The 21,180-nt window shown below is 58.9% G+C and carries 23 protein-coding genes; 12 read left to right on the top strand and 11 right to left on the bottom strand.

Going from position 1 to position 21,180, the window contains the following annotated elements:
* Nucleotides 1-3: 3 nt before the first annotated feature.
* Genes AB8846_RS16585 through acpT form a run of 9 tightly spaced genes read left to right on the top strand, consistent with a single transcriptional unit; the run spans nucleotide 4 to nucleotide 8,111 of the window.
* Complete coding sequence (locus AB8846_RS16585; protein ID WP_023309526.1) at nucleotides 4-426, top strand: thioesterase family protein; 423 nt, start codon at nucleotides 4-6, stop codon at nucleotides 424-426.
* Nucleotides 423-1,028: an outer membrane lipoprotein carrier protein LolA gene (locus AB8846_RS16580; RefSeq protein ID WP_008503088.1), complete on the top strand. Its 606-nt coding sequence runs from the start codon at nucleotides 423-425 to the stop codon at nucleotides 1,026-1,028. The genes AB8846_RS16585 and AB8846_RS16580 overlap by 4 nt, the downstream gene beginning before the upstream one ends.
* Nucleotides 997-3,321, top strand: a complete 2,325-nt coding sequence (locus AB8846_RS16575; RefSeq protein ID WP_370733202.1) for an MMPL family transporter — start codon at nucleotides 997-999, stop codon at nucleotides 3,319-3,321. The genes AB8846_RS16580 and AB8846_RS16575 overlap by 32 nt, the downstream gene beginning before the upstream one ends.
* Complete coding sequence (locus tag AB8846_RS16570; RefSeq protein ID WP_193941785.1) at nucleotides 3,318-3,896, top strand: DUF3261 domain-containing protein; 579 nt, start codon at nucleotides 3,318-3,320, stop codon at nucleotides 3,894-3,896. The genes AB8846_RS16575 and AB8846_RS16570 overlap by 4 nt, the downstream gene beginning before the upstream one ends.
* A gap of 1 nt (nucleotide 3,897) precedes the next feature.
* The gene (locus AB8846_RS16565; protein WP_370733201.1) at nucleotides 3,898-5,067 is read left to right on the top strand and encodes a beta-ketoacyl-[acyl-carrier-protein] synthase family protein; all 1,170 of its coding nucleotides are present in this window, start codon (nucleotides 3,898-3,900) and stop codon (nucleotides 5,065-5,067) included.
* Nucleotides 5,064-5,537: a 3-hydroxy-fatty acyl-ACP dehydratase gene (locus tag AB8846_RS16560; RefSeq protein WP_370733200.1), complete on the top strand. Its 474-nt coding sequence runs from the start codon at nucleotides 5,064-5,066 to the stop codon at nucleotides 5,535-5,537. The genes AB8846_RS16565 and AB8846_RS16560 overlap by 4 nt, the downstream gene beginning before the upstream one ends.
* Nucleotides 5,534-6,265, top strand: a complete 732-nt coding sequence (locus tag AB8846_RS16555) for a 3-ketoacyl-ACP reductase FabG2 (protein WP_121426150.1) — start codon at nucleotides 5,534-5,536, stop codon at nucleotides 6,263-6,265. The genes AB8846_RS16560 and AB8846_RS16555 overlap by 4 nt, the downstream gene beginning before the upstream one ends.
* Nucleotides 6,262-7,491: a beta-ketoacyl-ACP synthase gene (locus AB8846_RS16550; RefSeq protein ID WP_370733199.1), complete on the top strand. Its 1,230-nt coding sequence runs from the start codon at nucleotides 6,262-6,264 to the stop codon at nucleotides 7,489-7,491. Before AB8846_RS16555 ends, AB8846_RS16550 begins: the two co-directional genes overlap by 4 nt.
* Before the next feature lie 2 nt (nucleotides 7,492-7,493).
* Entirely contained in the window at nucleotides 7,494-8,111 is a 618-nt protein-coding gene (gene acpT, locus AB8846_RS16545; protein ID WP_370733198.1) for a 4'-phosphopantetheinyl transferase AcpT, read from the top strand.
* On the opposite strand, the gene arnF is transcribed toward acpT, so the two are convergent.
* The 8 genes from arnF to AB8846_RS16505 all read right to left on the bottom strand — a co-directional run bounded on the left by arnF (nucleotide 8,059) and on the right by AB8846_RS16505 (nucleotide 16,393).
* Nucleotides 8,059-8,448 (bottom strand): 4-amino-4-deoxy-L-arabinose-phosphoundecaprenol flippase subunit ArnF, encoded by a 390-nt coding sequence (gene arnF, locus AB8846_RS16540; RefSeq protein ID WP_063144276.1) that lies wholly within the window; start codon nucleotides 8,446-8,448, stop codon nucleotides 8,059-8,061. The genes acpT and arnF overlap by 53 nt on opposite strands.
* Nucleotides 8,445-8,780: a 4-amino-4-deoxy-L-arabinose-phosphoundecaprenol flippase subunit ArnE gene (arnE, locus tag AB8846_RS16535; RefSeq protein ID WP_063144277.1), complete on the bottom strand. Its 336-nt coding sequence runs from the start codon at nucleotides 8,778-8,780 to the stop codon at nucleotides 8,445-8,447. Before arnE ends, arnF begins: the two co-directional genes overlap by 4 nt.
* The gene (arnT, locus tag AB8846_RS16530; protein ID WP_370733197.1) at nucleotides 8,780-10,435 is read right to left on the bottom strand and encodes a lipid IV(A) 4-amino-4-deoxy-L-arabinosyltransferase; all 1,656 of its coding nucleotides are present in this window, start codon (nucleotides 10,433-10,435) and stop codon (nucleotides 8,780-8,782) included. The genes arnE and arnT overlap by 1 nt, the downstream gene beginning before the upstream one ends.
* On the bottom strand, nucleotides 10,432-11,334 hold the full coding sequence (gene arnD, locus AB8846_RS16525; protein WP_331411068.1) for a 4-deoxy-4-formamido-L-arabinose-phosphoundecaprenol deformylase: 903 nt from the start codon (nucleotides 11,332-11,334) through the stop codon (nucleotides 10,432-10,434). The genes arnT and arnD overlap by 4 nt, the downstream gene beginning before the upstream one ends.
* The gene (gene arnA / locus AB8846_RS16520) at nucleotides 11,331-13,313 is read right to left on the bottom strand and encodes a bifunctional UDP-4-amino-4-deoxy-L-arabinose formyltransferase/UDP-glucuronic acid oxidase ArnA (protein WP_370733196.1); all 1,983 of its coding nucleotides are present in this window, start codon (nucleotides 13,311-13,313) and stop codon (nucleotides 11,331-11,333) included. Before arnA ends, arnD begins: the two co-directional genes overlap by 4 nt.
* Entirely contained in the window at nucleotides 13,310-14,293 is a 984-nt protein-coding gene (arnC, locus tag AB8846_RS16515; protein ID WP_023333737.1) for an undecaprenyl-phosphate 4-deoxy-4-formamido-L-arabinose transferase, read from the bottom strand. Before arnC ends, arnA begins: the two co-directional genes overlap by 4 nt.
* 1 nt (nucleotide 14,294) lies before the next feature.
* Complete coding sequence (gene arnB, locus AB8846_RS16510) at nucleotides 14,295-15,434, bottom strand: UDP-4-amino-4-deoxy-L-arabinose aminotransferase (RefSeq protein WP_023309541.1); 1,140 nt, start codon at nucleotides 15,432-15,434, stop codon at nucleotides 14,295-14,297.
* Between the two features lie 452 nt (nucleotides 15,435-15,886).
* Nucleotides 15,887-16,393 (bottom strand): phenolic acid decarboxylase, encoded by a 507-nt coding sequence (locus tag AB8846_RS16505; protein ID WP_024908855.1) that lies wholly within the window; start codon nucleotides 16,391-16,393, stop codon nucleotides 15,887-15,889.
* A 99-nt stretch (nucleotides 16,394-16,492) separates the two neighbouring features.
* Here AB8846_RS16505 and AB8846_RS16500 point away from each other — a divergent pair, with 99 nt between their 5' ends.
* Nucleotides 16,493-17,374, top strand: coding sequence for a LysR family transcriptional regulator (locus tag AB8846_RS16500; RefSeq protein ID WP_063144281.1), 882 nt, complete (start codon nucleotides 16,493-16,495; stop codon nucleotides 17,372-17,374).
* A gap of 32 nt (nucleotides 17,375-17,406) precedes the next feature.
* A complete protein-coding gene (locus AB8846_RS16495; protein WP_370733235.1) occupies nucleotides 17,407-18,201 on the top strand; it encodes an SDR family NAD(P)-dependent oxidoreductase in 795 nt (264 codons plus the stop codon).
* 5 nt (nucleotides 18,202-18,206) lie between these two features.
* Here AB8846_RS16495 and AB8846_RS16490 read toward each other — a convergent pair whose 3' ends face one another.
* Nucleotides 18,207-18,653: an NlpC/P60 family protein gene (locus tag AB8846_RS16490; RefSeq protein ID WP_370733234.1), complete on the bottom strand. Its 447-nt coding sequence runs from the start codon at nucleotides 18,651-18,653 to the stop codon at nucleotides 18,207-18,209.
* Nucleotides 18,654-18,973: 320 nt separating this feature from the next.
* Here AB8846_RS16490 and AB8846_RS16485 point away from each other — a divergent pair, with 320 nt between their 5' ends.
* On the top strand, nucleotides 18,974-19,636 hold the full coding sequence (locus AB8846_RS16485) for an HAD family hydrolase (RefSeq protein ID WP_074147273.1): 663 nt from the start codon (nucleotides 18,974-18,976) through the stop codon (nucleotides 19,634-19,636).
* 95 nt (nucleotides 19,637-19,731) lie between these two features.
* Here AB8846_RS16485 and AB8846_RS16480 read toward each other — a convergent pair whose 3' ends face one another.
* Both AB8846_RS16480 and AB8846_RS16475 read right to left on the bottom strand, forming a co-directional pair.
* Nucleotides 19,732-20,757: a TerC/Alx family metal homeostasis membrane protein gene (locus tag AB8846_RS16480; protein WP_023333744.1), complete on the bottom strand. Its 1,026-nt coding sequence runs from the start codon at nucleotides 20,755-20,757 to the stop codon at nucleotides 19,732-19,734.
* Between the two features lie 169 nt (nucleotides 20,758-20,926).
* Entirely contained in the window at nucleotides 20,927-21,175 is a 249-nt protein-coding gene (locus AB8846_RS16475) for a potassium channel family protein (protein WP_331411064.1), read from the bottom strand.
* Nucleotides 21,176-21,180: the final 5 nt, after the last annotated feature.

Genomic DNA, 21,180 nt, shown 5'->3' with positions numbered 1-21,180 from the left:
AGGGTGCTGACCGATCCCCGCTTTACGACTGAAGTCGAGATCACCGTTCCGTTCCACGACGTCGATATGATGGGCGTGGTCTGGCACGGTAACTATTTCCGCTACTTTGAGATCGCCCGCGAGGCGCTGCTCAATCAGTTTGACTATGGCTATCGCCAGATGAAGGCCTCCGGCTACGTCTGGCCCGTCGTCGATACCCGGGTGAAATACCGCGATGCGGTGACCTTTGAGCAGCGCATTCGCGTCCGCGCGCACGTTGAAGAGTATGAAAACCGCCTGCGCATTGCCTATCAAATTTTCGATGCGCAGACCGGCAAACGCACCACGACCGGTTACACCATCCAGGTAGCGGTAGAAGAAGCTACCCGCGAAATGTGCTTTGTGAGCCCGGCAATACTGTTTGAACGAATGGGAGTGACGCCATGAAATGGTTGCCTTTGCTGGCGCTGATCGTCAGCCCGCTGGTCAGCGCCGTGACGCTGGATGAACTGCAGCAGCGCTTCACCGAGCAGCCCGTCGTGCGCGCGCACTTCGAACAGGTTCGCACGATAAAAGATATGCCGCAGCCGCTGCGCTCGCAGGGCGAGATGCTGATCGCCCGCGACAGCGGCCTGCTGTGGGATCAAAAAGCGCCGTTTCCGATGACGCTCCTGCTGGATGACAAGCGGATGGTTCAGGCAATTAACGGCCAGCCGCCGCAGACCATCACTGCCGACAACAATCCGCAGATGTTCCAGTTCAACCATCTGCTGCGGGCCCTGTTCCAGGCCGACCGCAAGGTGCTTGAAGAGAACTTCCGCATCGATTTTAAAGACCTGGGCGCGGGCCGCTGGTCGCTGGTGCTTACGCCAAAAACGACGCCGCTGGACAAGATTTTCGCCACCCTCGATCTGGGCGGCGCGACCTATCTGGAGACGATTCGTCTGAACGACAAACAGGGCGACCGTACCGATATCGCCCTTTCACGCCACCAACTGACGCCCGCCAGCCTGACCGATGACGAACGCCAACGCTTTGCCGCACCGTAAATCCCTGCGCCCGGCGCTGCTGTGGGCCACGCTATGCCTGATTCTGCTGGGCGTGCTGCTGTCTCTGCTGCCCGGCGCGCGTCTGAACAGCAGCGTGCTGGCCATGCTGCCGAAACAGACGCTGGGGGCGATCCCGCCGGCGCTCAACGACGGATTTATGCAGCGTCTCGACCGCCAGCTGGTCTGGCTGGTCAGCCCCGGCAAAGAGCCGGATCCGCGCGTGGCGCAGCAGTGGCTGGCGCTGCTGCAAAGCAGCGACGCGCTCAGCGAGGTCAAAGGCCCGATGGGCGCCGCCGGGCAAAAGGCCTGGGGAGAATTCTTCTGGCAGCACCGAAATGGCCTGATCGATCCCGCCACCCGCGCCCGCCTGCAAAACGGCGGGGAAGCGCAGGCGCAGTGGATTTTATCTCAGCTCTATTCGGCCTTTTCCGGCGTCAGCGGCAAAGAGCTACAAAACGATCCCCTGATGCTGATGCGCGGCTCCCAGCTCGCGCTGGCGCAAAACGGCCAGAAGCTGCGGCTGATGGACGGCTGGCTGGTCACAAAAGATGAGGCGGGAAACTACTGGTATCTGCTTCACGGCGAACTGGCGGGCTCGTCATTTGATATGCAGCAGACCCACCGGCTGGTGACGACGCTTAACGCGCTGCAGGAGACGCTAAAAGCCCGTTACCCTCAGGCGCAGCTGCTTTCGCGCGGGACCGTGTTCTACAGCGATCACGCCAGCCAGCAGGCCAAACGCGACGTCTCGACGCTGGGCATCGCCACCCTGCTTGGCGTGTTCCTGCTCATCGTGGCGGTATTCCGCTCTTTGCGCCCGCTGCTGCTGAGCGTACTCTCGATTGCCATCGGCGCGCTGGCGGGCACGGTGGTGACGCTGCTGCTCTTTGGCGAACTGCACCTGATGACGCTGGTGATGAGCATGAGCATCATCGGTATTTCAGCCGACTATACGCTCTACTACCTGACCGAACGGATGGTACACGGCGCGGAGCACTCCCCATGGCAAAGCCTGGCGAAAGTGCGCAATGCGCTGCTGCTGGCGCTGCTGACGACCGTTGCCGCCTACCTGATTATGATGCTGGCCCCCTTCCCCGGGATCCGCCAGATGGCGGTGTTCGCCGCCGTGGGGCTGAGCGCCTCCTGCCTGACGGTGATTTTCTGGCATCCGTGGCTGTGCCGGGGTTTACCGGTGCGCCCGGTTCCGCTGATGGTCCTGATGCTGCGCTGGCTGGCCGCCTGGCGACGCAATAAAAAACTGTCCGTTGGTTTGCCCGTCGCGCTGGCGCTGCTCTCCGCCGTGGGGATGAGCACCCTGAGGGTGGACGACGACATCGCCCAGCTGCAGGCCCTGCCGAAGGATATTCTGGCGCAGGAGAAGACCATTACCGCCCTGACCGGACAGAGCGTCGATCAGAAATGGTTTGTGGTCCATGGCGCCTCGCCTCAGCAAACGCTGGAGCGGCTGGAAGCCTTTACCCCGGCGCTGGCGGAGGCACAAAAAGCGGGAGAGATTGCCCACTGGCGTACCCTGCCGCTGAACTCGCTGGCCCGGCAGAAAAGCGACCTGACGCTGCTGCGCGACGCTGCCCCTGCGGTAACGAACGTGCTGAAAAGCGCCGGGCTTAATACCGTAACCCCGAATCTCGACGCCATGCCGGTCAGCGTGGACGCGTGGCTTAAAAGCCCGGCCAGCGAAGGCTGGCGTCTGCTCTGGCTGACTCTGCCCGACGGGGAAAGCGGCGTGCTGGTGCCGGTGGACGGCGCGAAAAACAGCACGCTCCTCGGTGAACTGGCCGCGGGCCATGACGGCGTCGTCTGGGTCGATCGCAAAGCCAGCTTTGACAGCCTGTTTGCCCTCTATCGCACGCTGCTGACGGGGCTACTGTTTGCCGCGCTGGCGGTGATTGCCTGCGGGGCGATGCTGCGCCTCGGCTGGCGTAAAGGGCTGATAAGCCTGGTGCCGTCCGTGCTGTCGCTGAGCTGCGGGCTGGCGGTCCTGGCCGCAACGGGCCACCCGGTGAACCTGTTTTCACTGCTGGCGCTGGTACTGGTGCTCGGCATTGGCATTAACTACACGCTGTTTTTCAGCAACCCGCGCGGTACGCCGCTGACCTCAATGCTGGCGATTACGCTGGCCATGATGACCACGCTGCTCACGCTGGGCATGCTCGTCTTCAGCGCAACCCAGGCCATCAGCAGCTTTGGTATCGTGCTGGTGAGCGGTATTTTTACCGCCTTCCTGCTGGCTCCGCTGGCGATGCCGGATAAGAAAGAGAGAAAACGTAAATGAACGCTTTTTACCGCGCCGCCGCGCTGGCTGCGGCGCTGCTGCTGGCAGGCTGCAGCCATTCGACCGATACCAAAGAGACGCGTCCCCAGGCCTGGCTCCAGCCGGGAACGAAAGTTACGCTCCCGCCACCCGGCATTAGCCCGGCGGTCAGCTCCCAACAGCTGCTGACCGGCAGCTTTAACGGACAAACGCAGTCTCTGCTGGTGATGCTCAACGCGGATGCGCATAAGGTGACGCTGGCCGGGCTCTCTTCCGTGGGCATTCGCCTGTTCCTGGCGACGTACGATGAGACCGGTATTCATACCGAGCAGTCGATCGTCGTGCCGCAGCTGCCGCCCGCCAGCCAGGTGCTGGCCGACGTGATGCTCAGCCACTGGCCCATTAGCGCCTGGCAGCCGCAGTTGCCGAAGGGCTGGACGTTAACGGACAATGGCGATCGACGCGAGCTGCGCAACGCCAGCGGCAAGCTGGTGACGGAGATTGTCTACCTGCAGCGCAAGGGCAAGCGCGAGCCGATCAGCATCGAGCAGCACGTATTCAAATACCACATCACCATTCAATATCTGGGTGACTGAGATGATTTATATTTCCGCTGTTGGCATGGTCAACGCGCTGGGCAACTCGCCTGACGAGATAGCCGCGAACCTGACGGCAGGCGTGGCGCCGGGGATGCACGCCCGGACCGGCTGGCTGCAGGGCTCACCCGAAGCCGTACTGGCTGGCGTGGAAGGCGAGCTGCCGCCCATCCCGGACACCTTCTCCGCACACCGCACCCGCAACAACCAGCTGCTGCTGGCCGCGCTGGCACAGATTCAGTCGGCCGTCGACGAGGCCATCGCCCGCGTCGGTCGCGACCGCGTGGCCGTGGTGCTGGGAACCAGCACCTCCGGGCTGGATGAAGGCGATGAGCACGTTAGGCGCATGAGCGACGGCGAGACCACCACGCGCTGGCAGTATCCGCAGCAGGAGCTTGGCGATCCGTCCCGCTTCCTTGCCAACTGGCTTCAGCTCGAAGGCCCGGCCTATACGATCTCGACGGCCTGCTCTTCCAGCGCGCGGGCGATGATCGGCGGCAAACGCCTGATCGAAGCCGGGCTGGTGGATATCGCCATTGTCGGCGGGGCCGATACCCTGAGCCGAATGCCCGTCAACGGCTTTAATAGCCTTGAATCCTTCTCCCCTACGCTCTGCGAGCCGTTTGGTCGCGACCGTCGGGGGATCACCATCGGTGAAGCCGCCGCGCTGATGGTGCTGAGCCGTGAGCCCGCCGAGGTGGCGCTGCTCGGGACGGGCGAATCCAGCGATGCGTACCATATTTCCGCCCCGCATCCGCAGGGCGAAGGGGCGATAAGGGCTATCGCTCAGGCGCTTAACGAAGCGGGCATGCAGCCGGAGGATATCGGCTACATCAACCTGCACGGCACGGCCACGCCGCTCAACGATCAGATTGAATCGCAGGTCGTTCACGATCTCTTCGGGGAAAGCGTGCCCTGCAGCTCAACCAAACACCTTACCGGCCATACGCTGGGCGCTGCCGGCATTACCGAAGCGGCCCTGAGCTGGCTGATTCTGACGCGCGATCTGCCCTTGCCGCCGCAGGACTTCGCCCGCTACGCACCGGACGACACGCTGGCACCGTGCGGCCTGCTGCACCAGCGCGTCGCCCTGAAAAAGCCGGTCATTTTGTCTAATTCGTTCGCGTTTGGCGGCAATAACGCCAGCATTCTGCTGGGGAGAGCGTCATGAGCTACCTATCACCCGTCGACTATTTGCCGCACGATGCGCCAATGATGCTGCTGGCGTCCGTTGAGTGCGTCACGGACGACACGGCGGTTTGCCGCGTTGCGGTCAACAGGCAAAGCGTCCTGGCACCGTTTCTGAATGCCGATGGCGACCTGCCGGGCTGGTACGCGCTCGAGCTGATGGCGCAAACCGTCGGCGTCTGGTCGGGCTGGCATCGCCAGCAGCAGGGGCAGGATCATATCGCGCTGGGCATGGTGCTCGGCGCGCGCGAGCTGATCTGCGCCAGCGGGCGTTTTACGCAGGGCCTGACGCTGGACATCACCGTAAAACTGCTGATGCAGGACGAACGCTTCGGCAGCTTTGAATGCACGATTTCCGCTGATGAAGAGACGCTGGCCACGGGCCGGGTCAACACCTTCCAGCCGAGCGCAGAAGAATTAACATCGCTTTTTAATCAGGGATCTAACGCATGAGTCGTTCCGTACTGGTCACAGGGGCCAGCAAAGGCATAGGGCGCGCCATCGCCCGCCAGCTTGCCGCCGACGGGTTTACCGTAGGCGTGCATTACCATCGTGATGCCGCAGGCGCGCAGGAGACGCTGGACGCCATCACGCAGGCGGGTGGCAACGGTCGTTTACTCGCCTTTGATGTGGGCAACCGCGAACAGTGTCGCGAGGTGCTGGAGCAGGAAATTGAAGCCCATGGCGCGTGGTATGGCGTGGTCAGTAACGCCGGGATCGCCCGCGACGGCGCCTTTCCGGCACTGAGTGAAGACGACTGGGACAGCGTTATCCACACCAACCTCGACAGTTTTTATAACGTCATTCACCCCTGCGTTATGCCGATGATTGGCACCCGTAAAGGGGGGCGCATTATCACCTTATCGTCCGTCTCCGGCGTGATGGGCAACCGCGGTCAGGTGAACTACAGCGCGGCGAAAGCGGGCATTATCGGCGCCACCAAAGCGCTGGCGATCGAGCTGGCAAAACGAAAAATCACCGTGAACTGTATTGCCCCGGGGCTGATTGATACCGGCATGATTGAGATGGAAGAGGCCGCGCTGAAAGAGGCGATGTCCATCATCCCAATGAAACGTATGGGCCAGGCTGAGGAGGTCGCCGGGCTGGCAAGCTATCTGATGTCAGATATCGCGGGCTACGTCACCCGCCAGGTCATTTCCATTAACGGAGGAATGCTATGACGCGTCGCGTGGTGATTACGGGCATGGGCGGCGTGACCGCCTTTGGCGAAAACTGGCAATCCGTTTCCAGCAGGCTGCTGGCGTATGAAAATGCGGTGCGTAAAATGCCGGAATGGCAGGTGTATGATGGTCTGCATACCCTGCTGGGCGCGCCGATCGACGATTTCACGCTGCCGGAACACTATACCCGCAAGCGTATTCGCGCCATGGGACGCGTGTCGTTGATGTCGACTCGCGCCACCGAGCTGGCGCTGGAGCAGGCGGGATTGATTGGCGAAGCGGTGCTCACCAACGGGCAAACGGGTATCGCCTATGGCTCATCCACGGGCAGTACCGGACCGGTCAGCGAATTCGCCACCATGCTCACCGAAAAGCACACCAATAACATCACCGGGACAACCTACGTCCAGATGATGCCGCACACGACCGCGGTGAATACCGGCCTGTTCTTTGGGTTACGCGGCCGCGTCATCCCGACGTCGAGCGCCTGTACCTCCGGCAGCCAGGCGATTGGCTACGCCTGGGAGGCGATCCGCCACGGCTATCAGACCGTCATGGTTGCCGGGGGCGCTGAGGAGCTATGTCCGTCTGAAGCGGCGGTATTTGATACGCTGTTCGCCACCAGCCAGCGCAATGACGCGCCTAAACACACCCCATCGCCATTTGATACGCAGCGCGATGGTCTGGTGATTGGGGAAGGTGCGGGTACCCTGATACTCGAAGAGCTGGAGCATGCCAAAGCGCGCGGGGCGACGATTTACGGTGAAATCGTGGGCTTTGCCACTAACTGTGACGCGGCCCATATCACCCAGCCTCAGCGTGAAACCATGCAGATTTGCATGGAGCAGTCGCTGGCCATGGCGGGATTAAGCGCCCTGGATATGGGGTATATCTCCGCGCACGGTACCGCCACCGATCGCGGTGATATCGCCGAAAGCCTGGCCACCGCGGCTATCTTTGGTGACAACGTGCCGGTTTCCTCGCTGAAGAGCTATTTTGGCCATACGCTAGGGGCCTGCGGCGCGCTGGAAGCATGGATGAGTTTGCAGATGATGCGTGAAGGCTGGTTTGCCCCGACGCTCAATTTAACGCAGCCGGATGAGCAATGCGGTGCTTTAGATTATATTATGGGAGAAGCCCGTCAGATTGACTGCGAGTATCTGCAGAGCAATAACTTCGCGTTTGGCGGCATCAACACCTCGATTATCATTAAACGCTGGGCGTAACTATGTACCAGTTTGTACTGGGAAAAATCTCCACTCTTTGCGCGGACCCGCTGGCGTCAACGCTCGCAGACAGGGCACCTCAGGGCGCCCAACAGGCCTCCTGGCTGGCCGGGAGGACGCTGCTCGCCAGAACGCTATCCCCTCGCCCGCTCCCCGACATCATTTACGGCGAGCAGGGGAAACCGGCCTTTGCGAAGGGGGATCCGCTGTGGTTCAACCTGAGCCACAGCGGTGACGATATCGCCCTGCTGATGAGCGATGAAGGCGAAGTCGGCTGTGATATCGAAGTGATTCGCCCGAGGAAAAACTGGCAGGCTTTGGCTAATGCGGTATTCAGCATGACGGAGCATGATGAGCTGGAGCGTGAAGCGCCCGAGGAACGGCTTTCCGCGTTCTGGCGTATCTGGACGAGGAAAGAAGCGATTGTAAAACAGCGTGGCGGCAGTGCCTGGCAGATTGTCAGCATCGACAGCACCGCGCAGACGCACGCGGTCAGTCAGCTACAGGTCGGCTCGCTGAGCCTTGCCGTCTGCACATCGACGCCTTATACCCTGACCAACGAGTCGATTATTCACGTTGGGACGTTCGGGGCAGAAAAATCACTAACACGCCCAGAATAATAAACCCGACGCCCACCAGCCCGTGCCAGGAGAAGCGCTCCTCCCAGCCCGGCAGCAGGATCGCGGCGCCCCACACCAGAATATAGCTGAGGCTCAGCAAGGCATAGGCTTTGCTGAGCGCCATACGGTGCAGCGCCAGATACCAGCAGCCCATCGAGGCCACATACCCCATCAACCCCAGCAGCAGCGCACCGGTACCTGACGAGAAGTGCCACAGCGCGGAAACAAACGCCAGGATATCGTTTACTGGCGGCAGTGCCTGCATGGCATAGCGCAGCAGCAGCTGCGCCGCGCTGACTAACAGCACGCTGCATAAGGCCCAGAACGCTCCTTTCACAGGCTCCCTCCCAGGACAACAATCCCAATGATGATGAACCCGACCCCCAGCCAGTGGTGCGAGGCGACGTTCTCACGCCAGAATGCCTTCGCCGCCAGCGTCACCCAGACAAAATTGAGGCTCAGCATGGGGTAGGCAATGCCGACGGGCAGGCGTTGCAGCACCACCAGCCAGACCAGCATCCCACTCCCCAGCGCCAGCAGTGCCAAACCCAGCCAAAGCGCGATATGCGCCCCACGCCGCCCGGCTTTCGCCGGACGGGTGGCTTGTTTCTGGCACAGCTGCCCCGCGCAGCTGAGCAAGCTTGCCAGTATCAGCCAGATCCAGGTCATCACTTCGGCAGATACTGCAGGTAGGCCAGACGGCCCTGGATATACAGGCTGTCCGGTTTCGGCAGGTTAGACTGCGTAATGTCGTCGTGTTTCGACAGCAGGAGCACCAGCGACACGCGGCCCTGCTGACGATGCTCCGCCAGCCATTGTGCAAAATCATCCTTACTGACAAAACGATCTTTCACGTCCGGATAATCCAGCCCGTAGCGCAGCTCGCCCGTCTGACCAAAGAGCGTGATGTCATTACGCTTCAGCTCCCAGGCAATACCGGACGCGATCCCAACGTTATCGGCAAGGATGAACCGACTCTCCTGCAGCGGCTCGCGCACGGTATCCACCAGCGACTGCGGCTGTTTGGAATCCACCACCATGTTTGGAATGGCAAAACCAATCAGCAGCGCCAGCCCTGCGGGGCACAGTGCCGCCAGCCACCAGCGCTGCTGACTCTGCCTGAGCGTAAACCAGCCTACCGCCGCCCAGATGAGGAACGCCACCACCGCACAGAAGACTTTATACAGTTCAACCGACGTCCAGACCGGATGCTTCGACAGTCCCCACGGCGAAACCACCAGCGCCGCCACCACGCCGATAACGCCAAACGCCAGGTTAATCCCGCCGTTAATGCGTAACGCTTTGGCGCCTTTTTCCGCCGCGAGGCAGGCATAGCGCGCCATCAGGATAGCCAGCGGGGCAAAGCACGGCAGGATATAGGTCGGCAGCTTGCCTTTGGCGATGCTGAAGAACAGCAGCGGCATCACCACCCAACCCAGCAGATAGAACCCGCCACCCGCGTTTTGTCTGTCATTCCAGCCGAGACGAAACGCGCCGGGCAGCAGCGCCAGCCACGGCAGGCTGCCCGCGATCAGGAATGGCACGTAGTACCAGAACGGGGCTTTGTGCTGCGCGTCGCTCTGGGCAAAACGCTGAATATGCTCAACCCAGAAGAAGTAACGCCAGAAATCAGGCTCACGGTGCGCAATGGCCAGCGCCCACGGCAGAACAATCAGCACGCAGCTCAGGATCGCGAGCCAGCCAAAAATCAGCACCTCTTTCCAGCGCTTCTGGGCGATCACCCACGGCAGGACGCCAATCACCGGTACCGCCAGCGCCAGGAAGCCTTTGGTCATCACTCCCATTCCGCAGGCCAGCCCAAGCAGCACATAGCCACCCGCTTTTCCGGCAACGGTTTGGGCCTGTGACGCCAGCCAGAAGCTGCACATCGCCGCCACCAGCCACAGGGTGATGATAGGATCCAGCACCGCATACGTGCCGATGCCATACACCAGGAACAGGGTCAGGAAGATAAGACCGGAGAAAATGGCTGTCCGCTTATCTCGCCAGAGACGCCAGGCCATCCAGATGACCAGCAGCGCCGCTACCCCGGTGGAGAATATGGACCCGGCGCGCACGGCGAGGTTGGTGTGCCCGAACAGCAACTGCCCGATACTGTTGATCCAGTAGCCGGCAATCGGTTTTTCAAAGTAACGCAGCCCCATAAAATGCGGGACAACCCAGTCTCCGGATGCCAGCATTTCGCGGCTGATTTCCGCATAGCGCGTTTCATCAGGCTGCCAAAGCAGACGGACATCGACCGGAATGAGGTAGTAAACGATAAACAGTGCGAGAAGCGCTAAGCCATAACGGGCTGTTTTCATGGGACCGGACTCACGGTTTGTTGATAGCCAAGCCAGCCTTCCCGGCCAGCCAGTTCATTACGTACGACTTTGCCCACGGGCAGGGTGCTGAGGTCGTCCGGCAGCAGCTCGCTCAACGGGCAAAATTCAATGCCCTCCTGAGCGGCCATCGTCAGCAGTTCATCGAAATCATGCTGATACGCAATTCCTTCCACTTCGGCATGGATGGTATACACCGGCGTACCGGCGTCACGATGGATGCGATCCAGAATGTAGCGATTGAACTCATCAGCCTTCACCTCGCGCCCGACCACTTCATCCCAGGTGGGAAGCGTGACCGGAATTTGCACGGTACCGTAGCGATTTTCACCTAACAGCGGCAAAAAGGGCCCGGTTCCGCGGCAATCGCTGTTGTAGCGAAACGCGAAGGCTTCTTTGGCTTTCACGACGCGCTGATCCGCACGCCATCCCGCCACGGCGGAGCAGCGCACGGGCTGGCCGGTAATGGCCTCCAGCTCCAGCATCCCACGCTCGACCTCACGGGACAGGCGCGGGATATCCCAGACGCCAGCCCAGGCTTGCCAGGCATGGTGATCCCAGGCATGCAGGCCAACCTCATGTAGCCGGGCCGCCTCGCGGATAACGGCTTCATTACCCGCGCCGATGCGTCTGCCGGGCCAGGCGGTGCCGGCCAGCAAAATATCCCAGCCGTAGAGGGATGCCGCGCGCGAGCGCAGCATTTTGAACAGAAATGCCGGTTTAACCAGACGCCATAAATGGCGTCCCATGTTGTCAGGCCCCACGCTGAAGAAAATGCTGGAACGCACACCGTGCTTGCTCAGCAGTTCCAGCAGTTTGGGTACGCCGTCACGCGTTCCCCTGAAGGTGTCGACATCAATGCGTAAACCGACTTTTTTCATGAGTCCTGTTCCGACAGCTCCACGGTGCGCAGGAAGAAATCGAGCGTCTCATCGATGGTCAGCTCCATCTTCACCGTCGGCGTCCAGTTCAGGCAGCGCTTCGCGTTGCGGATGCTTGGCTTACGGTGCTCAACGTCCTGATACCCTTTGCCGTAGTAGCTGCTGCTTTCCACTTCGCGGAAACCGGCAAACGGCGGGAACTTATCGCGCAGCGGATGGCGCTCAAAGCTGGCCAGCAGCATCTCTGCCAGCTCGCGAATGCTCGCTTCGTTGTCCGGGTTACCGATGTTGATGATTTCACCGTTGCAGCGGTTATCTTTGTTTTCGATGATGCGGAACAGCGCTTCGATACCGTCGCTGATATCGGTAAAGCAGCGCTTCTGTTTCCCGCCTTCGATAAGCTTGATTGGCGAGCCTTCCACCAGGTTCAGGATCAGCTGGGTGATCGCACGGGAGCTGCCGATACGCGCCGCGTTCAGGTTATCCAGACGCGGGCCCATCCAGTTGAACGGACGGAACAGGGTAAAGCGCAGGCCCTCTTTCTCACCGTAGGCCCAAATCACGCGGTCCAGCAGCTGTTTGGAGACGGAGTAAATCCAGCGCTGTTTGTTGATCGGCCCGACCACCAGGTTGGAGGTGTCTTCATCGAAGTTCTTATCGGTACACATGCCGTACACTTCAGACGTGGACGGGAAGATGATGCGCTTGTCGTATTTCACGCAGTCGCGGATGATCTTCAGGTTCTCTTCGAAGTCCAGCTCGAACACGCGAAGCGGGTTACGGGTGTACTCAATCGGGGTGGCAATGGCGACCAGCGGCAGCACCACGTCGCATTTTTTAATGTGGTATTCGATCCACTCGGAATGGATGCTGATGTCCCCTTCCACGAAGTGGAAACGCGGGTTGCCGAGGAAACGACCGATCGCATCTGAGCCAATATCCAGACCGTAGATTTCATAGTTATCGTCTTTGAGCAGACGTTCAGTCAGGTGGTTCCCGATAAAGCCGTTCACGCCGAGGATAAGCACGCGGGTACGGCGTTTAATGGCAACAACCGGTGCGCTGGTGATCAGCGCCCCGGCCACTAGACCCAGAGACTGCGCCAGCTGCGTGCCCTGAACGTACAGGCCGTTGTCGGTTTGTCCGGTGACGATCTCCAGCGCCTGCTCGCCGCAGGTCACAATCAGCGGGGAGACGGAGACGACGGTGCCCGGCTTAGCGGCAGGGATATCGTCACGCATGCGGGATTTCCAGACGATAAATTTGCTTACGCCAGCAAAGCTGTACGCGCCCGGCCACGGATCGGTCACGGCGCGCACCAGGTTGTGCAGCTGGCGAGCGGGCTTGTTCCAGTCCAGACGACCGTCTTCCGGCGCGCGGCGGCCAAAGATGCTTGCCTTGCTCTCATCCTGCGCGGTCTCGCTGAAGGTGCCGTTGAGGATGGCGGGAAGTGCATCACGCAGCAGCGTCTGCGCCGTCGCATTCAGCTTTTGATGCAGCTGCAGCGCCGTTTCGTCCGCATCAATAGCGACCTTCTGCTGTGCCACGATAGCGCCCGCATCCGCACGGCGCACCATGCGGTGCAGCGTCACGCCCGTTTCCGTTTCACCGTTCACCAGCGCCCAGTTCAGCGGGGCGCGGCCACGGTAGGCAGGCAGCAGAGAGCCGTGAAGATTAAAGGCGCCTTTTGCGGCCAGACCTAAGATCTCGTCGGAAAGCAGGTTGCGATAGTAGAACGAGAAAATCACGTCAGGCGCGAGCGCGCGAATGCGATCCACCCACAGCGGATGGTTTACGTCGTCCGGCGCGTAAACCGGGATCCCACGCTCGGCGGCGATACGCGCCACGGAGCCAAAAAAGTTATTCTCTCCGGCCGTGTCCGGATGGGTAAAGATTGCCGCAATGTCATAGCCTGCTTCCAGCAGGGCCAGCGTGCCCGTGCACCCCATATCGTGATAGGCAAATACAACAGCTTTCATGGGTGAATTTCCTCTTGAGATGCTTTGTGTTCCTGACGGACAACACGTTGAATAAAGTAGCGCGGACGCGCGCGAACATCGTTATAGATACGGCCAATGTATTCACCGAGAAGGCCCATCCCGACAAACTGGGCGCCGATGAACATAAACAGCACGGCAAAGAGCATGAAGACCCCTTCCGCCGCCCACTGCGGGCCAAAGACCAGTCGCAGTACCACCAGCAGGACGGACAGCGCAAACCCGGCCACGGCGATGATGCTGCCGAAAACGCTCAGCAGACGCAGCGGTGTGGTGGTCAGGCAGGTGATGAGGTCATACATCAGGTTGATGAGACGCATAAAGCTGTACTTCGATTCCCCGTGCTCGCGCTCGGCGTGCAGAACCGGAATTTCCGTTGCCTTACGGGCAAAGGTGTTGGCGAGGATCGGAATAAAGGTGCTGCGCTCATGGCAATGCAGCATGGCGTCGACAATATGGCGGCGGTAGGCGCGCAGCATGCAGCCATAATCGCCCATCGCTTTGCCGGTCGTACGCTGGATAAGACGGTTGATGGTACGCGAGGCCAGCTTGCGGAACAGGCTGTCCTGACGGTTCTGGCGAACGGTGCCGACCACGTCATAGCCTTCATCGGCTTTGGCGACCAGGCGCGGGATCTCTTCCGGCGGGTTCTGCAGGTCAGCGTCCAGGGTGATGATCAGATCGCCCGTGACGTGGCTAAACCCTGCCATAATCGCCGAGTGCTGGCCGTAGTTGCGGTTGAGCAGCACGGCAACAATGTGGCTGCCTTCAGCCTGCGCGGCCTCTGTCAGCATCAGCGCGGAATTATCGCTACTGCCGTCATCCACCAGCAGGATTTCGTAAGCCTTGCCCATCGTGTCGCAGGCGGCCGTTGTACGGCGGATCAGTTCGGGCAGGCTCTCCTGCTCGTTATAAACCGGGATTACCACGGAAACTTTTTGTACTGGCGGTGCACTGAACATATCAATGTCCTGCAAGCTGATGGAGTGCGGTAATGACGCGGGTTGTGTCGTCATGAGTCATATCCGGGAAAAGAGGGAGGGAACAAATACGCGCGCTATTCCATTCAGAATTCGGGAGCGATACATCAGGAAAACGCTCGCGGTAGTATTTTTGGGTGTGCGCCGCGCGGAAGTGGAGGCCGGTACCGATGCCTTTCTCTTTCAGCGCCGCCATCAGGTTGTCGCGTGAGATCCCACAGCGCGCTTCATCAACGCGAATAATAAACAGGTGCCAGGCGTGCACGTGCGGCCATGACGGAATGGTGAGCGGCTGGAACGGCGTATCGGCAAGCTCCCGCAGGTAGCGTTCGGCGATTTCCTGGCGGCGCCTGTTGGCCTCTTTCAGCTTGCCTAACTGCACCAGCGCCAGCGCGGCGTTGATGTCTGCGAGGTTGTATTTATAGCCCGGCGCAATCACTTCCGCCTGCGGCGCACGACCGTGCGTCTGGCGGTCATAGGCATCTACGCCCAGGCCATGGAATTTCAGACTGCGGATCCGCTGTGCCAGCTGGGCATTATCCGTGACGACTAAGCCGCCTTCCGCGCAGGTCATATTTTTAATGGCGTGGAAGGAAAAAATCGCCGTCCCTTTCCAGCCCACATGACGGTTCTTGTAGTACGTTCCAGCGGCATGGGCCGCATCTTCAATCACCGGAATACCGTGACGTTCACCAATGGCATGAATAGCGTCAATTTCACACGGCGCACCGGCATAATGAACGGGAATAATGGCTTTGGTACGCGGGGTAATGGCGGCTTCAACGGCTTCAGGCGTTACCATTAATGTATCTTTGTCCACATCAATCATGACCGGCGTGGCACCCAGCAACACGATCATATTCAGCGTGGACACCCAGGTCTGGGAAGGGGTAATGACTTCATCGCCCGGGCCAATATCCAGCGCCATCAGCGTGACGTGCATCCCCGCGGTGGCTGAACAGACGGCAATCGCATGCTGATTCCCGGTAAGTTGACAGAATGCCTCTTCAAGTTCCTGATTCTTAGGCCCCGTGGTGATCCAGCCCGACATCAGAACGTCCTGAAGCGCCGCAATTTCCTCAGCGCCCATCGACGGTCGCGAAAAAGGCAGAAAATCACTCATTATTAATTTCCTTGCTGTATTAAAGGCGTCATCTTTTACTGCGCTGTCGTAATGGGCAGCTCAATGGGATCATGCAAGATGGTTATTAAATAAAGACCAAATAAAATTAAGTCGCTATAACAGTTATGTCAACAAACCATCAACTGAAGCAAAAGTAGCGTCGTTTTCTTAGGAAAAAATTAAGACAGGTGAGAAGCAGAAGGGAAACAGCACATAGAAGAGAATAGAAAGTCGTTTTACAACAGCAAGATAGTCATTCTAACTATTTTTTTTGTTTTTTGTGGGTGGACTCACAGCGATTACTCTACTATTTCATTTCGTTTACATTAAAATTATAAGAAAAGTAAATGAATACTCAACCAAAATAAAAATCCCGGAGGTTTGGGTGGGAATTCCGTCATCCTCCGGGAACTTTCTATTTATATCAATTGTCGCGAATTCAACTGTCGCGCTTAGTTAAGATTAGCAGGAAAATCATTCGGCAATTCACTGGCCGCGCAGGCGATAACGCTTTCATTATTTGCACCGCAGTCGCGCACAAAGGTGATTGTGGCAAATTCATCAATCACTTCCGTTGGATACGCCGGGCCTGCATCGCGATAGCTGTTCATCAGCGGAATGTGGTCGTTCTGGAAGCAGACGGTTTTTTCCGGATTGTTCATGACCCAGCGTGGGAAGAAGATGGTGCCGTGGAACAGCTTGTCGCCCAGGTTCACGATCAGGCTGACGTCGGTACCGGTTGGCTCGGTCCAGGAAATTTTATAGATGCTTTCCCCTACCCGCACGATGTAAGCCTGCTGATCTTTCACCCAACGGTTGGCCACCAGACCGCTGTGGATACGGTAATCAAGCGTGGTCTCATTTTTTACATAAATCTCGTAGTTCCAGCCGTTATCGTAAGTATAAACAAGGTGTTTGCCAACGAAGCCGCTTAAGTCATGTTTGTCGAAGGTGTTCATAAGATGTCTCCTTTGTTTTGATGAGACGATCGTACCCCTTCAAAAAATGAATGAATAACGCTATGTTTTAATCAAATTCATCCAAATTTTAGATAAATTATGCACAAGACGACGCTGGAACAATGGTCCTTACTGGCGAAGGTGGTTGAGGCGGGCAGCTTTGCCAAAGCCGCGGAAGAAACCCACCGCAGCCAGTCCTCGGTGAGCTATAACCTGTCGCTGCTGCAGGAGCGGCTGGGCGTGGCGCTGCTGGTGCCGGAGGGGCGACGGGCGGTGTTAACCCCGGCCGGAGAACTTCTTCTCAACCAGGTTAAACCGCTGCTGAAAGCGTTTTCGTACGTCGAGACGCGCGCATCGACCCTTCGCAACGGGATGCGCACGCGGTTGGATCTGGTGGTGGACTCTATTTTCCCGCGCCGCCGCCTGTTCGCCATCCTGCGTCAGTTCCAGCAGCAGTATCCGCAGACCCAGGTACGACTTACCGAGGTTCTGGAAAATACCCGCGCCGACGCCATTAACGACGAAGCCGACGTGATGATCTTAACCCGCCGCCAGGACATTACCGGGCTCGGCGAATGGCTGATGAATATCGACTTTGTAGCCGTGGCCCATCACCAGCATCCCCTCTTTCACCTCGACGCGCCGCTAAATGATGAGATGCTGCGCCCGTGGCCGCTTATCCAGATTGCGGACAGCCAGTCCGCCGCGCGCGCGGTCGGCGAGTCGTGGACGTTTTCCACCATTGATGCCGCCATTGAAGCCGTCGTCTCTCAGGTCGGGTACGGCTGGCTGCCAGAGGAACGCATCCAAACCCAGCTGGATCAAGGCGTGCTGAAACGCCTGCCGCTGAGCCACGGTGCGCGCAGGGCAACGCCGCTTCACCTGATTGTAAAGCGCTCCCTCGCCCCGCTTGATGAGCAGGTTGAGACGCTGTTGCGCCTTTTTAGCCAGGAGCCGTCATCCTCACCTGCTACGCTTTAAGGTCCGAACGTTTAAAGGATAAGGAGCAGATGATGAAAATCGACTTTGCGGGGAAAGTGGCGCTGGTGACCGCCTCAACCGGCGGGATCGGATTCGCCATTGCCAGAGGTCTGGCAGAAAGCGGTGCGGAAGTGATCGTCAATGGCCGTAGTACGGAATCGGTGAATAAAGGCATTCAGCAGCTACAGCAGGTGGTGCCGGGCGTACAGGTACGTGCCGCGATTGCCGATCTCAGCACGGCGGAAGGGGTCGAGTCGCTTCTGAAGGTGGCGAATAGCGTCGATATCCTGGTTAACAACGCCGGGATTTACGGCCCGCAGGATTTCTATTCCACCGACGATGAGACCTGGGAGCGTTACTGGCAGACCAACGTGATGTCCGGCGTGCGTCTGTCCCGCGCCCTGCTGCCTGGCATGGTGCAGAAAGGCTGGGGACGCGTGGTGTTTATCTCCTCCGAGTCGGCCTGCAATATCCCGGCGGATATGATCCACTACGGCGTGACCAAAACGGCGCAGCTCTCGCTGGCGCGCGGGCTGGCGAAATTTGCGGCGGGAAGCGGCGTGACGGTCAACAGCGTACTGCCAGGCCCGACGATGTCAGACGGTTTCGCAGAGATGATGAAAGATGAAATCGAAAAAACCGGCAAATCGCTGGAGCAGCTGGCGAAAGAGTTTGTGATGGCCAACCGCCCCAGCTCGGTTATTCAGCGTGCGGCCACGGTTGAAGAGGTGGCCAATATGGTTATTTATGTCTGTTCGCCACAGGCCTCCGCCACCTCGGGCGCGGCATTGCGCGTCGACGGCGGCGTCGTGGATGACATCATCTGACGCTGTCAGGCCGCACTGCCTGCAACCCGACGGGCGGTAATGAAGTGTGCTTGCCAGTAATCATCGGTCAGGGTTGAGACCGTTACCCCCTGGCTGCTTGAGGCATGAATAAACTGGCTATTGCCAATATAAACGCCGACGTGCTTGCGGTTCGGACCCGTCTGGAAGAAGACCAGATCGCCGGCCTTCAGGCGGTATTGTGCCACCTGCACGCCGCGATGGATCTGCTCGCGCGTCGTGCGCGGTAAATTAAGATGCGCCGCGTCGCTGAACAGGTGCTGCATCAGCGCGGAGCAATCCACCCCGCGATGCGTGGTTCCGCCCCACTGGTACTGGGTGCCTTTCCATTTCTGGTATTGATCGAGAATACGCGAGCGCAGCGGGCCTGTTTCCTGATGCACCAGCGCAGATTTCGCCGGTGATACTGCCAGCTCACTGTTCATCGATAACATCGACGCTGGAAGTTGAAAACTCATTGCAGAAAACGAAGCAAAACTTAACGTGAGGATTGAAATAAGCGATCTAAGAGTCATATCAATAAAGAAGTAGTGAGTGAGTTTTTCCTTACCTGTGGGGCCCAAGGGTTCCCCGAAATATCTTGCGATGTGGCGATAATATAGACAGTTCATTTTTTCACCAATCCTTATCGAGGCCAAAATTGGACTCACTTTGAGATCGCAAGATCGAGAAAAAAATGGTGGTGATATAAGGACTGTCCAGCTAAAGCAGGTAAACTGATCCGCAGAATGTGTATTTCAGCTAAGACGTATTTATGACCAATATGATTGCCGACGAGACGGTGGCAAAATCCAGCGTGCTCTCCGTCTTTGACTTTGACGGGACGTTAACACACCACGACAGCTTTATTCCTTTCCTGCGTTTTGCCTTCGGTAAACGTTACTTCGCGGGCCGCCTGGTGCGTATGGCGCTGCCCACGCTCCACTGCGTGCGTCGCAAGCTGACGCGCGATGAGCTGAAGGAAGTGCTGATTAAAACGTTCCTGACGGGCGTGGATGAACACTGGCTGCGCCAGCAGGCGGAAGCCTTTTGCGAAAAATACTGGAACAAGCTGATGCGTCCAGAGGGCGTAATGGCCGTCGCTGCAGAGGTGAATTCCGGTGCGGAGGTGACCATCTGTTCCGCGTCTCCTGCGCTGGTGCTCCAGCCGTGGGCCGACAAGCTGGGCATTAAGCTGATTGGCACGCAGCTGGAAGTGAAAGACGGCAAGCTGACGGGGCGCATCACGGGCAATAACTGCCGCTGCGCCCAGAAGGTGGCAAGATTGGAAAAGGTGTATGGCGATCTGAACGCCTATCACCTGCGCGCCTGGGGCGACACCCGCGGCGACCACGAGCTGCTGGCGGCGGCGCAGGATCCGCACTGGCGACACTTCCATCACCCGCGCAAGCGCCGGAATTCACCGATTAAGGGTTAGGTGCGGTCTGGTGCCCTCACCCCGGCCCTCTCCCACAGGGAGAGGGAGAAAACCAAACCGTAGGCCCGGTAAGCGAAGCGCCACCGGGCGATGCATCAGGCAGTACGTTTCCCCGGGAACATCACGCTCGCAATAATCCCCAGCGCCAGCACGCCTAGTACCACAAACAGGCTGGCGGTCGCGCCAATGCTGTAACCGTGATGCCAGAAGTGGTCGGTGGCGTTTAATCCCAGCTTGAACGCCACGAAGAACAGCAGCAGCACCACGGCTTTCTCGAGGTGCACCAGATACTGCTTCAGCGCCTCCAGCACGAAGTAAAGCGTACGCAGGCCGAGAATGGCGAACATCATGGCGCTGTAGATAATCAGCGGTTCGCGGCTCACGGCAATAATGGCCGGCACGGAGTCAAACGCGAACATCACGTCAGAGAGCTCGACGACGGCCACGCAAAGCAGCAGCGGCGTCGCATAGCGCTTCGCCTTCTTCACGCGGCCAACCATCACGTCCTGGTTTTCCGGCTTCTCCAGCTCCGCATCCACCTCTTTCTGCGTCAGAATAAAGGCGTTGCTGCTGATTTTCGGCCAGACCGGATAGAAGCGCTTCACCAGGCGATAGGCGAGGTGACCCGAATAATCTTCCACTTCGTCACTCTCTTCATTGCGCCTGAGCATCATCACCGCCGTCCAGCCGACGACCAGCGCGAAAATCACCTCAACGTACGGCCCCAGGCTTAACAGGCTGGTGCCGATAGCCACAAAGATGCCGCGGAAGACAATCGCCCCCAGCACGCCCCAGTAAAGCACGCGGTGACGGTACTTATCCGGCACGCCGAACCAGGCGAAAATCGCCATCATCACAAACAGGTTATCGACGGAGAGCACCTCTTCCAGAGCGTAGCCGGTGAGGAACAGGCTCGCCATCTCGGCACCGTGGTGAACATACAGGAATCCGGCGAAGGCCATCGCCATCATGACCCAGAAAATGGACCACATCGCCGCGCTTTTCAGCGAGACAGGTTTATCGTGACGGTGCATAAAGAGGTCGATAAACATCGCCCCAACGGCCATCACCACAAAGACAACAACGGTTTCCGTCGGGAAACCGAGATGAGCAGCAGACATACAAAACCCTTTTGGCAGACAAAACACAACACCATGCAAACTGGCGTAAACCAGGAACAAAAAAGGGCGGGCCATTAATCAGCCTCTTCGCCCTCAAAGCCGCAGCCCTGTCGGCTGCGTAAAGAGGGGTGTACTTTACCTTACCCGAAGGGGATCGTGCATCTGCCGTTTAGGCGCTCATGCCGCGCAAACGCTGCAGAACTGCCACCAGAACCGCCACAGACCAGCCCACCATCAACGCGCCCACCAGCCCTTCCACACCGCCGATGAGCCGCCAGTGCTGGGGTAACGTGACGTCGCCGTATCCTACCGTCGCGTAGCTCACCAGTGAAAAGTAGAAGCTGGTGTTCCAGTCATTAAACGCGTCGATGACGAAATAAAACGCAGCAAACAGTCCGGCCTCAAGAAGTTGGTGCAATAATT

This window comes from Enterobacter sp. KB-221C9 (genome assembly GCF_041320715.1).
Classification (GTDB): domain Bacteria; phylum Pseudomonadota; class Gammaproteobacteria; order Enterobacterales; family Enterobacteriaceae; genus Enterobacter; species Enterobacter asburiae_D.
Note: the sequence above shows the minus strand (reverse complement) of the source record. Positions and strands in the feature narration are given on the sequence as shown.